Origin of the sequence: Methanosarcina sp. UBA5 (assembly GCF_002505485.1) — an archaeon.
GTDB lineage: Archaea > Halobacteriota > Methanosarcinia > Methanosarcinales > Methanosarcinaceae > Methanosarcina.
This window is the reverse complement of record NZ_DAVG01000100.1, coordinates 16,308-27,947: the sequence shown is the minus strand read 5'-3', so window position 1 is coordinate 27,947 and position 11,640 is coordinate 16,308. Positions and strand designations below refer to the sequence as shown.

Genomic DNA, 11,640 nt, shown 5'->3' with positions numbered 1-11,640 from the left:
ACTTTGGTTTCTATTATCCAGCTCGCGTGGCAAAGAGAATCGCTTTTCAGAACCCTGAACATCCCCAATGCTTGATGAAGGAGAGCAGTCTTGCAGACAAAAAATAAAAAAGCCAGCAAAAACACGAAAGAGCCTCAGATTTGCTAAAAAAGTAGAACTAACACTACTTGGGAAAATTATATACATAAGTCTTTTTATAATCCTTTCTTTTTTTGGTAAGTGCCACCAGACAAGCTGACGGGGCTTCCGATACTATTTGAAATTAAAGCCCTTTTCAGTCCCGAATTTTATAGATGGAATTCTAAAACAGCCAAAACCTGAAAATTTTCGTTTTAATCTTTCTAAACAATAAAAGATATTATAAAATATAGCTCTGATTTGTAAATACAAAAAATGAAGATATGTGTTATAAGTAACACATATCAACCAGAGCTTGAATTTGCTTTAATATCCCATTTACTTATACTCAACTCTTTGGGTCGAACTTTATAGCTCGATCGTACACGATCTCTGAGTAGGCTGGCCCAGTCTTTGTCGTGTTTTCCAAGTAAGCCCTCCAGCCAATAAAAAGCGGCTGATCCAGCTCTATTCCATGAGGTCCCATACCATAGGGAACCTCGTAGCAGTATTGATCACCGTCGCTACAGTTCCTGGAGAGCTTGTAGACATAAAGGTATTTCGCATTGGGATTGTTGGGAAGATATTCCTCAGCAGACCCATTGAAATCTGCGTCTGTGATCGCTCTAACACCGTTCCACATATCTGCTCCGTATATTGCGAAGTTAGAGTATGTCGCCTTTCCTGTTGTTACATGGTTAACCCCATAGACAATTATGAACTCATTGGTTTCATTACCTAAAGTAATTGCCGGGTTTCGCAAGAAAGGATAGTACAGCGAGGTGTTAAAGAAAGGAGGTGTTGGCGAAGAGGCAGTCTGGTTTGCTGTCCATAGATAGCATGCATCGTTATTGGGACCTACGCCATTGATTCCTCTCTGAATAGCATCACTCCCTACCGGAACTGCCTGACTGGTCGGAAGCTCTGTGGCATTCGACTCATTATACTTATTGAGAATTGCATTCCTTAACTCTTCGAGATCATCCATAAGCTCAAATTCCGTTTTTCCAGTTCCGCGGACTCTTAGCTCTGGATAATTATACGGGTCCAGCTTCGTAGTGTTATTGGGAGTAATCCGGAAAATAGTTGCAGGTGTATTATTTATGTAATTGTCACCAGCCCGCGTGTCATTGAATAAGGCTGGACGGACAAATGCAGCAAATGTATCGGAGTTATTCTCCAGGCCCATTTTTAATATGGATGAGGGAAGCACCTGAGTGTTAATTATATTGTCCGAATACCCTGCTGATTGGGCAGCAGCCCGGATGCGTTGATCGATGCCTTTGTCGGCCGTAATGATTATTACCGTGGTTTGATTGAAAGGATTTCCAGACGACCCATTTGGAGTCCCTTCGGTTTTGATAACCAGGTTGTTCACTGTATCTGCTATGTTGGAAAAGAGCCATCTCCTCTCGTTCCCATATGTCCTGTGCATTATATAATGATCATAGCTGAAGTACCTGCATTCCGGCGGTGTTCTTCCTACAAAAACAACAGCTTCATCAGGACGAAGGTTCCAGATTGGAGTTGTGTTTCCGCTCATTCCGAGCGCACTTGTTAACCTGGAAACACGTTCATCTACTTCAGAGCCAGTTGCCGCTGGAACAAAATATGCTACATATTTTGTGGTGGGATTGTTTCCATATGCAGAAGGCAATACTCCTTTCTCTAATAACCCGATTAAATCAAAGTAACCCAATTCACCTTCCTTTACGGTAAACCCATCCTTCTCTAAAGCCTGTCGAAAAGCCTCCGCATCGTATGTTTTCACATTCGTTTCCACATTCTCTGCGAGGGCAATTCCTGTTAATGATATGAATAAAACGCCAAGTATTATAACTAATATATAATTTTTCATATATAACCCCCAAGTTAATTTATTATTTGATATATTAGAAACCTTGTTAGGACATTAACTAAACTTGAATAGTTGATCAGTTAAGAGTCCGTATAATTCCTTACTCCCATCCTGTTTTGACTTATCTCTATTAGTGAAAATAATGCCGCAGAAACACTTAAAAATATAGCAAATTTGTAAAGTTTATTTTTCATGTTATACTCTAACAACCGGTTGTGAGTACTGCTTTTCAGAACCCTGGCAACTTCACGCTCGACGCAGGAGAGCGGCCTTTTTCCTGAAGTCTGCAAAAAAGCTGAAATCTTCGAATATTATCAAACGAAGCCCTGGAAAAAGTAAAAACCTGTGAAATTTTTATTCTAGTTGTTCTAAATAACAAAATTTATTTTACTTGCCTCCAATATCAAAAAAGAATTGGAGGAGTTTATGGATCCAGCCGCTCTCGCCCAGCTCGCTCAGCAAGCAACAAATATTCTCGTTCCTGCCTTGTCTGCCCTGTGCATTGCAGGAAAACCTGCAGTTGACAAAGGCAAAGAAGTTCTTGTGGATATGATGTATGAAAAAGCCTTTGAAAAACTCGGTTCTGAAAGCGGAAAAAGATCACAGGCTCTGCTGGAGAAAATAAGCCCTAAAATGAATGTATCCCTCGAAAAAGCACTTACAAAAGTTCTTAGAAACTCCCACGATCCAAAAGCAAAGGAAGAGCTTCAGCAGGAACTAGTGAAATTGTTTGAAGAAAATTCAGACCTTGCTAGAGATATTGAAATCATTATAAATTTCAATGTGGAGAATATTGACCAGTTTGTAGTTGGGAACTACAATGATTTCTTCAATTTTAAAACGCCTTCTGGAGACGAACTAATCAAAATTATTGAGTATCTGGACCAGAGACGGAAAGAAGCCGCAAATCAGAAAATACTGAACCGTTACAATCCTTCAACCCTTCCATATTATCCAGAAAAACTAAAGCTATTCGTTACCGAAAATCGTTCAGAAGAGTTAAGAAAAGCCCTTACATACCTCGAAAATCACCGAATTTTACTTATCAGTGGCGTTGGTGGAGTGGGTACAGTGATCTGGGAGAGCCCAGAAAAGCAATTGAATTTTTGAAGAAGTCCCTTGCTATAGGAAAAGCGATTGAAGACCCAAGGATAATTAGCTTTTGCGAAAAGAAATTGAAAGAGCTTGATGGGATTGAAGACAATGAAAATTCAAAATATTATCCAACTTCTAATAATTCTCCAGCTTCAAATCATCCTCCAGCTTCAAAAACTCTTTTTCAGACTATCGTCAGCAAGCTGAAGTTCAAAAAGTAATCTTTCAAAAAAACAGACTTCACTCTTTAAACTCAGCAGATCAAAGACAGAAATCGAATAGATAACCTAGCCCAAAAGCTATTATATAAATAACCACAAACATTAACTGCTATTTTTACCGGATATTAATTTCTTAACAAATGTAATTTTGCTCAATTTGAAAGGTGCAACTATGCCTCATATAATAGAATTGGTTGGAAAAACAAGAGTAGTCATAAAGGATGGGAAAGTCATCGAAGTCGGGGAGCCTGAAGTTGAATGGTGTCCTATCTTTGCCAAGGTGCGCGGAATCCAGAGGATAACTTCGGAAGAGGTTAAGAAGAACATAGAATTCAGAATCAGCGATTTCGGAATGTTTACGGATAAACGCAAGCTGGAGCTTGAGGACTTTGTAGGGTTCGGAGCATCGGAAGTTATGCTTACAGGCCTGAGTCGGGGTTTGCTTGATACAACCGTAACCGCCTGCGAAGGCGCAGGAACTGTAATTTCCAATAACCCAATCCTTGTTCAGGGCATGGGCGGCAGGATGTCCGGACTTGTCGAAACCGAGCCGATTAATGGAATTATCAACGGGATTCAGGAACGCGGCGGGATCGTGCTTGACCCATCAACTGCAAAAATAGACCCGGTTGCAGGAGTTCGGAAGGCAGCAGAACTCGGTTACAAAAAAATTGCAGTAACCGTGGCTTTCGCTGAAACCGCAAAAGAATTAAGGAAACTTGAAGCCGAACTCGGGCTTGATTTGATAGTAATTGGCGTACATGTTACAGGTTTAAGCAAGGAAGAGGTCCAGACTCTTATCGAAAATGCAGATATCACAACCAGCTGCGCTTCAAAGTACATGAGAGATCTTGTAAAGCCTCTTGCCCAGGTGGGAACTGCGGTTCCGCTTTTTGCCCTTACCCAGAAAGGAAAGGAGCTAGTGATCGAGAGGGCAAAAGATATCAAAAGCCCTATTCTGATCAATACCATGCCTTTGCCTACACTGCCTGAAAACAAACAGCCCAGAGAACTGAAATGAAAACAGTTTTTTGTTTTGAAACAAATTGATAATAAATCTAATGATGTTGAGTAACTTCTTAGTTGAGGCTTAAATAGCCTCAATCAAAGTTGAGCTGGCGCATTCGTGCAAGCAAAGTTACTTCTTCACGCCGAATATTTTTCTTCTTATTCTACTCATAGTACCAGCCATTATTACACCCACAAATGCATCCATATTATAACCCTGTTATATCATTTCGAACCTCCAAGGGAATTCCTATGGTTACTGATGGGCTGTTTTTTCCAGAACTCAAAATGGAGCATGCCTGGATTTTAAATTAAAGGAAAATACCCTTTGAATAACGAAGAGGTCAGGTAATTACATATTCTCTCCGCCATAAGATCTAACATGCTTCCAGGCTTTGTGGTAATTGGCAAAAATATCCTCATCTACATATATCGCATTATTTTCCCTATTATATACCGCTCTGTCATTTCCTACTGGACAGACCTTGATGCATATACCGCAAGGTGAAATGTGACGCTTGTTTAATTCAGCACTGTAAGTAGAACAGGCTTTCTTATCTGTCAGTCCGTTGGGGTAATCTTCCTTATTAAGAGCTTTTGATGGACACATTTTTACACAACGCATACAGCGGGTGCAAAGCTGAGTCTCCAACATTGGATCTGGAGGAAGCTCAGCTGTGGACAGAATTGAACCGAAACGAACCCTGGGACCATATTCTGGTGTAAGGATAGTGTTATTTACCCCAAAAGTTCCCAGTCCAGCAAGAAAAGCAGCATGCCTGTGGGAAAAGAATGCAGTAGGATTTTCAATGAGTACCTGAACGCTTCCATACCCATCTCTAGGTACGAAAATAGATGGATATCCTCTATCGGTCATAAAGTTGGCAAGTCGATATGTGTATTGATCCAGTAAGGTGTTTACAGTATTGTACAGTTCGCGGTAATATAGAGAGGGAGATGTCTCCAACACCGGTAGAGGAATTGGCAATCCGATAACTATCACTGATTTTGCTTCAGGATATATGGATTGAGGATAGAATTCTTCAGGCATCCACGGCAAAAAAGGAGGGTTATTCCATCTCTCAACACTGGCAACCCCAACCATGGGTATATCCATACTTTTGCATTTCTGCAGGAGGGCTTTTTTCAGATCTTCAGTCGTGGATTCATCCCTTCTTTATAGTTCATTATTGCTACAGGGGGATAGTTTTGTTTACTCATTTGAACGTTTCCACTCGTTAATACATCTAAGATTTACGGCAAATTAAGTGAACTAATGCATCGATTCCAAAAGAAAGACGAAAAGGAAATTTTCGCCTACAGAAGGAAGAACTTTTCTGAAAACTCAAAGAAAAAGCTTCTAGGAAACAAGCTAGAGGACAGGTCCAGATAAATGCAGTGTTTTTCCACTAAAATAACTGCCATATTTTATCGTAAAAGCCCGATAGTTTTTTGGTGGTTACTAACTGATAAAAATCACTTCATACACGCTTCTACTAATGAACACCCCAATGGTGTAAGTGTATAATCTGTTCCGCGATTGAAAAGGTATGTTGCAGTTTTAGTAGCTTCATTTTTACTAAAGGAGTCATAGTTCCATATGCATTGAACTCTCTTTAAATTGAATAAACTTACGTAAATATCTGACTATTGAACATTTATATTCTTTATAATATTATCCGTGTTTACTTTATTTTCGTTATAATCATCTATTTTATGTAGGTTGTTTTTATCTGGAAGATTCTCATAAATATATTTTAAAATCTTTGCATCAAGAGAGGTTAACTCTTTTAATATATCAATGAAAGCAGATCTTATTTCCTTGTTGAAATTTGGATCTAAACTATTTGCTATCAATTTACACCAAATTTCTCTCAAATCATCATCGTCTTCTAAAAGAGCGTTATCGAGAAGAGGAATTCCAAGTTTTGGAGAGATCATTCTCATATTTTTGCAGCCTCTCTCTCTAAGTTCTGCATTGACTTTATCTAGTATCCTTAACTGATTTTCCCAACGATCAAACTTTTTATTATCTACCCATTCCCCAACCAGTACTGAAAGTGGCTCATCTACATACTTCACAATGAATCCTTACACATTACTTATCTTATCTACTACTGTTGTAGCAAGCTTCGCACTTTCAGTAGCAGCTTTTGCCCATTTTTCAGATTCAGACATATTTATAATATAACAATTGTTTAATTAATAATCTTTTCTCTTTTATTTTTATGATGAAAAGCTTCCAGTTGTATTTCCTTTTTTCCAGTACTTTTATTTAATCTAAACTTTGAAAAAAATGTCAAAATAACCTTATGTTCAAGGGTTCTAGTTAAGGGTTCTAGTTATTAGATTCCAAATAAACTTCTTATATATTATTGGAAAAACTCAAATGTGTAGAGCCATGAGTTAATTGGATTATATGTAATATTCAACATAGAAGCGGTAAGCAACCTGAAGTTCTTCCAGCTCCTTTGGCTTCAGTTCAAAATCAGGCTGACTGGTTTTGTAAACATCCTCTCTAATATTTTTGAAGGTGACTTCGCACTTTATATTTTCAGGAAGTTGAACCTCAAAGCTGCCGCATTTATTATGGATTTCCAGTACAAGCTTTTCGATTTCTGCGGGACTGAAGACTTTTTCCTTTTCAGGGATGTAATTTACCTCAACTATCAATTCTTCTTTGCTCGTTAAGTCTGCCCAGAAGCCAGAAAGTTCGGTTCCTTCTATCCTGTAGTCCTGAAGCTCAAAACTTCTCGTGATTGTATTCTTCATTTTGCTCTCTTCCATATGTTTAGTTTAGAAAGTGAATATATATAAACTATTTTAAAAACAAAGATGATTCTTAAGAACACAGATATTCTTTATTATTTTAATTAATAGAGAATTTAAACTGATTTTTCTTAATGAATAACAAAAAGAGAAATAAAAAGAAAATGAGATCAAATAACAGGTCAAATGTTATTTTCTTTACTACACGGCTGTTTTATTTTTGTTACTTAGATTTTAGAGACTTATAGTTTTGTAGGAGGACGTGTGATTCTGAGCGATTTTTTCTTTGCGCAAGGGGTCATCAACTGTGGTTGTGTTTCCCTGACTTGTATTTGTTTCATTGGATATAATCTTCAGAGTGCCCTGATTTGAAACAACTGGTGTATTATTCTCACTGTTGTTGTATACGGTATAGGTTATCTGGTTTGCTTCCGAACTGGGTTCATGCGGAGCTACGTAAGTTGCTTTCCTGATTACAGGCTTTGTTATATTTTCAGTTTTTTCAGTGTTATTGCCTTCTGCCACAGTTTCATTAGCTTTTTCAGTCACGTTTGAGGTTTCAATAGGCGAAGGGATTGTTACTGCTGGAGTGGTCTGGTTTGAAACATCTGGAGTTTCATTTCCTGAAGTCTCATTTTCTGAAGTTTCATTCCCTGAATTTGTTGTCTTTCCGGCACAGCCAGCTGCAAAGACAACAGTAGCAACAACAAGAAGAATTGCTACAATTTTTAAATTTTTTTCCATTAATAACACCGTTAAAATCAGTTTTTATTTCAAAAGTGTAATTACTTCCTAAATTTCATATACGTTCATAAATTCCATACATTTTGAGCTTGTTTTAGAGTTTCTTAAGCATAAGGGACATAATTCCTGGTTTTGAAGGCTTCATTGTCTGGGGCATAAACATATTATCTATTCCTGAGGATCCCCCAAACATTTCTTCGTTAACACGCTTGTTTATTTCATCAAAAATTATCTTGTAGGCTAAGCAGTGTGGATCTACACCCTTTATCTCGCCGCCCGTGGGCACTATTGCATTGTACGGGCACCCGCCTCTGCAATATTTGATATGGGCACATTTACCGCATGCGGTGTCCACATATTCTTTAAACCGGTGCATCTGCTTCCAGGCTTCGGATTGCGCAAGGTCTGCCATAGTAGGGCGGTCATAAACATTGCCCATAACATACTCGGGCATCCCGACAAAGCGGTAGCAAGGGTATATGTTTCCTTCAGGGCCGACTGCAAAGGTATCTCCCATACAGTCAACATAGGTACAGACCGTACCTCTGCCTGTGAAGACACATTTGCACAGGTGGTCAATATTCATAACCTCAATCCGACCCAGATTTTCTAGGTACTTGTCCAGAAGATAAATTAAGAGTTCTCCATACTCCTCAGGAGCAAGTGTCCATTTATCAGGATTGTCACCTTTTAAAGAAGGCAGACAGGGGTGAAGCTTGAGCGTGAGCCCTTTCTCAAGATAAAAATTGAAAATTTCTTCCTTTTGTTTTACGGAATGCGAAGTGAAAGTGGTAATGAACCTCACATTAAGCCCGTGCTCCCGGGCAATTTCATAGCCTCTCATGGTTTTGTCATAGTATCCTTTTCCCCTCTGCAGGTCATTAAGTTCCTTTGGGCCGTCCAGGCTGGAGCCTATCGGAACCCCATATTCTGCAAAAATTTCGGCTATCTCAGGAGTCATTTTCCAGAGGTTTGTCTGTATAGCAAATGCGATTCTCCTGGGGCTCAAACCCTCAGCCAGAAGCGGCAGTGCTTCACGATAAAATTCCGCCCCTGCCAGGAGTGGTTCTCCACCGTGGAAAGTGAAAGTCACGGCATCTCCCCTGAAAGTTTTAAGCCACTCTACCACTTCTTTTATAGTTTCAATGCTCATTATCGGGGACTTTTCTTCGGAACTCCAGCAATAACTGCAGTTAGCAGGACAACCAAGGGTTGGGATAAGCATTACATGAAAAGGCATATTTAAAGCACCTTTTTTTTAAGCTTCTTTTAATTATTAGTACTTTTCGAAGTTGCTGAGCTAATTAATATCGAGGAACTCTATATTATTTTTATATCTTTTTGTATATTATTTAGGCGGCTCTTCCTGAAAATTTTCCTATGCTTTCTTATATAAATCAGGACTAAAAGGAAGTTGTAGATATAAAAATAAATAGAAGAGTTTACGAGTAAAGGTAGATCTCTAAAAATCTCAGCGCAATTTCCGGAATTCAATTCCTTCAAACCTGCACGTTGCAAATCTTCTCTCGCGGAAAGCATACAGGAAGACTTTGAAAAGAGCATAAAGCCTGAAGTAATAAGCAAGCAGGATAGGAGAGTGAAACCCGCTGATATATACGATTTTCTTATCATCCCTGACTGAATCATCCAGAAATTTTACTATCCCGTCAAAAGTTTCTCTTTTAAGTGCACTTCCTTTCGGTAGGCGGGGTCCAAGCACAACCACATCTTCTTCCATGCCGTCCGCACTTTCCGTTCCTTCTACAAAGCCGTAATTGAAAATAGTGGGTAGAGGAGAAAAGAAAGCTCTTTCATAGCCTTTTTCTGTCCTGTTGTACTTCCAGAAACTGTATTTTGGGGTTTCTATTATAATTTTCATGGGAAATAGTCCTGCCTGTAATCGGAATAGCCGTTTAAGGTTTCTTCCGGGTTTTATCTTTTTCCATACTTTTCTAGCCTTTTCCCAAAACAAAAAGCATATATTAATGATTCTTAAAAGCGGAACTAAAATCTGGAATTATAATCTTAAAATGAAAGTTTACAATCTGCCAGTCAGAGGTATTCTTTATGAGTTTTCGAAAGAGAGTGAGCTTGCGAGATGCGATGAGAGGAATAGTTGAAGAACCTCTGCTTCAGATAGTTCCAAAACGTTTTGATTATATAGGTGACGTGGCCGTAATTTCGATTCCTTCGGAGCTTGCGGCTTATAAAGAAGCTATTGCCTCGAAACTGTTTTCCATGCGAGGCAACACGCGGGCTGTGCTTAATAAGGTTAGCAAACTCGAAGGCGAGCATAGGGTTGCGGATTTTGAGCTTCTGCTAGGGGAAACGACTGAAACCATTCACAGGGAAAACGGCTATACCTATAAGCTGGATGTCAAAAAAGTCTTTTTTAATCCTCGCCTGTATTCGGAGAGAAGAAGGGTAGCCTCAAAAATTACCTCGGGTGAACGTATTATAATTCCTTTTGCTGGAGTTGGCCCTTTTGTGCTTCCTGCTGCAGGAAAAGGGGCAAAGGTTTATGCTATCGAAATAAACCCCGATGCCTGTGCCTGCCTGCGGGAAAATGTCCGGATTAACAGGCTTGAAGGGCAGGTAACGGTTATTCAAGGAAATTTTGAACATATCTTCCATAGGTTTAATTCTTCAAAAACCAGTGAAGGGCCAGTAAATACGGCTTATTCTGGTCTGCCCGTATGCTTGAATCCTGAGAAAACTGAAGATGAAAGTTTTCAGGTTCCTGAAAATGAGTTTGACAGGGCTATTGTTCCTACCCCTTATGGCATGGACCATTTCCTTGAAAAAATCTCGAAGCTTGTGAAGAAAGACGGGTACATCCATTTTTACACCTTTAAAGCCGAATCCCAGATTCCGAAATTGATTGAGAACTATAAAAAAATGGGGCTTGAAGTGGAGCTGTACAGGCGGGCTGGAAACGTTGCTCCTGGCATCAGTAGGTGGGTTTTTGACCTTATTAAAAAATAGGTCGTCCATTTGTATTCCGTTGTTATTATTTCACAGTAACGTAATAACGTCTAGCCTCTTTATTTTTCTGTGAGTTTGGCTTTTGTAGAACCATCGTGTTGCAAAAGCATCAAAACGCAATCAAAAGTCGCGTAGGGTATTCTATCCTGAAAACACCAATTCTGTATCAGTGGACGATCAAAATAATAAAAAGTCTCATAATTAAGGGTACTAAAACTTACGCGGTTGAATGAAAAACCAGTAGCATGAAACTTAAAACTGTCTTTTGTACATCAAGTGTATAAGTCCTAAATAATTCAAAAAACAGGATTGTCGGATATTTATAAGAAATGAATGGATATTACAATTAACGGATACACACAGGTTTAAAGCTGGTGTATGCCAAAAAATATAAGCAGATAAATAACCAGACAACAAAGAAGGGGGTGGAAAGAACCTGATTCAATCCTTTATAGTGGAACATTACCTCAACAAGGCTATACAGGTTTACTGTGGGGGGCCCGAGATTTTTGGAGGAACTTTAGAAACCTATGACGATAATATCCTCACTCTCAATAACGAAGGGAAACTTACCCACGTAGTTATTGATAAAATAATCGCACTATGGGCTCAGTAAGCTCATAGTTACGATTTAGGACTTACGCAGTTGAACTGAAAAATCAATAGCATTAAACCTTCAACTGTCTAAACTCCAAATTTAAACCATAGTGTTTATTGTATTCGATCTCGTACCTCAAGTGCGTAAGTCCTAAATTATTCAAAATATAGGATTTAAAGAAGCAAATTTTTAGTTTTGAGGTCTGCTTAATCACAATTCACATTATGCTTGATTATTGGCATTAC

Annotated in this window: 12 protein-coding genes; 5 read left to right on the top strand and 7 right to left on the bottom strand. The window is 38.9% G+C overall.

What is annotated here, in order from left to right; genetic code table 11:
• Positions 1-466: 466 nt before the first annotated feature.
• Positions 467-1,975, bottom strand: coding sequence for a hypothetical protein (locus tag BP621_RS11675; RefSeq protein WP_292390117.1), 1,509 nt, complete (start codon positions 1,973-1,975; stop codon positions 467-469).
• Positions 1,976-2,401: 426 nt separating this feature from the next.
• On the opposite strand from BP621_RS11675, the gene BP621_RS11670 reads away from it, so the two are divergent.
• From BP621_RS11670 to BP621_RS11660, 3 genes are all read left to right on the top strand, one after another.
• Positions 2,402-3,085 carry a hypothetical protein gene (locus BP621_RS11670; protein ID WP_292390116.1) on the top strand — a complete coding sequence of 228 codons (684 nt, stop codon included), beginning with the start codon at positions 2,402-2,404 and terminating at the stop codon, positions 3,083-3,085.
• Positions 3,082-3,291 carry a hypothetical protein gene (locus tag BP621_RS11665; RefSeq protein ID WP_292390113.1) on the top strand — a complete coding sequence of 70 codons (210 nt, stop codon included), beginning with the start codon at positions 3,082-3,084 and terminating at the stop codon, positions 3,289-3,291. The genes BP621_RS11670 and BP621_RS11665 overlap by 4 nt, the downstream gene beginning before the upstream one ends.
• Positions 3,292-3,463: 172 nt before the next feature.
• Positions 3,464-4,312, top strand: a complete 849-nt coding sequence (locus tag BP621_RS11660; RefSeq protein ID WP_292390111.1) for a methanogenesis marker 8 protein — start codon at positions 3,464-3,466, stop codon at positions 4,310-4,312.
• Between the two features lie 339 nt (positions 4,313-4,651).
• Here BP621_RS11660 and BP621_RS11655 read toward each other — a convergent pair whose 3' ends face one another.
• From BP621_RS11655 to BP621_RS11630, 6 genes are all read right to left on the bottom strand, one after another.
• Entirely contained in the window at positions 4,652-5,416 is a 765-nt protein-coding gene (locus BP621_RS11655; RefSeq protein ID WP_292390108.1) for an epoxyqueuosine reductase, read from the bottom strand.
• A 530-nt stretch (positions 5,417-5,946) separates the two neighbouring features.
• A complete protein-coding gene (locus BP621_RS11650) occupies positions 5,947-6,381 on the bottom strand; it encodes an Abi-alpha family protein (protein ID WP_292390106.1) in 435 nt (144 codons plus the stop codon).
• Positions 6,382-6,714: 333 nt separating this feature from the next.
• Positions 6,715-7,071, bottom strand: a complete 357-nt coding sequence (locus BP621_RS11645) for a hypothetical protein (RefSeq protein ID WP_292390103.1) — start codon at positions 7,069-7,071, stop codon at positions 6,715-6,717.
• 231 nt (positions 7,072-7,302) lie between these two features.
• The gene (locus BP621_RS11640) at positions 7,303-7,812 is read right to left on the bottom strand and encodes a hypothetical protein (RefSeq protein ID WP_292390101.1); all 510 of its coding nucleotides are present in this window, start codon (positions 7,810-7,812) and stop codon (positions 7,303-7,305) included.
• A gap of 94 nt (positions 7,813-7,906) precedes the next feature.
• Entirely contained in the window at positions 7,907-9,052 is a 1,146-nt protein-coding gene (locus tag BP621_RS11635) for a TIGR04083 family peptide-modifying radical SAM enzyme (RefSeq protein WP_292390099.1), read from the bottom strand.
• 231 nt (positions 9,053-9,283) lie between these two features.
• Positions 9,284-9,691 carry an inorganic diphosphatase gene (locus BP621_RS11630; protein WP_292390097.1) on the bottom strand — a complete coding sequence of 136 codons (408 nt, stop codon included), beginning with the start codon at positions 9,689-9,691 and terminating at the stop codon, positions 9,284-9,286.
• Between the two features lie 188 nt (positions 9,692-9,879).
• On the opposite strand from BP621_RS11630, the gene BP621_RS11625 reads away from it, so the two are divergent.
• Both BP621_RS11625 and BP621_RS11620 read left to right on the top strand, forming a co-directional pair.
• Positions 9,880-10,797, top strand: coding sequence for a class I SAM-dependent methyltransferase (locus tag BP621_RS11625; protein ID WP_292390095.1), 918 nt, complete (start codon positions 9,880-9,882; stop codon positions 10,795-10,797).
• 436 nt (positions 10,798-11,233) lie between these two features.
• Entirely contained in the window at positions 11,234-11,413 is a 180-nt protein-coding gene (locus tag BP621_RS11620; protein ID WP_292390119.1) for an MM0924 family protein, read from the top strand.
• Positions 11,414-11,640 lie beyond the last annotated feature (227 nt).

Bases quoted from the DNA above. Each gene is read 5' to 3' on its own strand.
- BP621_RS11645 (WP_292390103.1), bottom strand. From the start codon at position 7,071: ATGAAGAATACAATCACGAGAAGTTTTGAGCTTCAGGACTACAGGATA.
- BP621_RS11640 (WP_292390101.1), bottom strand. From the start codon at position 7,812: ATGGAAAAAAATTTAAAAATTGTAGCAATTCTTCTTGTTGTTGCTACT.
- BP621_RS11655 (WP_292390108.1), bottom strand. From the start codon at position 5,416: ATGGATATACCCATGGTTGGGGTTGCCAGTGTTGAGAGATGGAATAAC.
- BP621_RS11660 (WP_292390111.1), top strand. From the start codon at position 3,464: ATGCCTCATATAATAGAATTGGTTGGAAAAACAAGAGTAGTCATAAAG.
- BP621_RS11625 (WP_292390095.1), top strand. From the start codon at position 9,880: ATGAGTTTTCGAAAGAGAGTGAGCTTGCGAGATGCGATGAGAGGAATA.
- BP621_RS11630 (WP_292390097.1), bottom strand. From the start codon at position 9,691: ATGAAAATTATAATAGAAACCCCAAAATACAGTTTCTGGAAGTACAAC.
- BP621_RS11670 (WP_292390116.1), top strand. From the start codon at position 2,402: ATGGATCCAGCCGCTCTCGCCCAGCTCGCTCAGCAAGCAACAAATATT.
- BP621_RS11675 (WP_292390117.1), bottom strand. From the start codon at position 1,975: ATGAAAAATTATATATTAGTTATAATACTTGGCGTTTTATTCATATCA.
- BP621_RS11635 (WP_292390099.1), bottom strand. From the start codon at position 9,052: ATGCCTTTTCATGTAATGCTTATCCCAACCCTTGGTTGTCCTGCTAAC.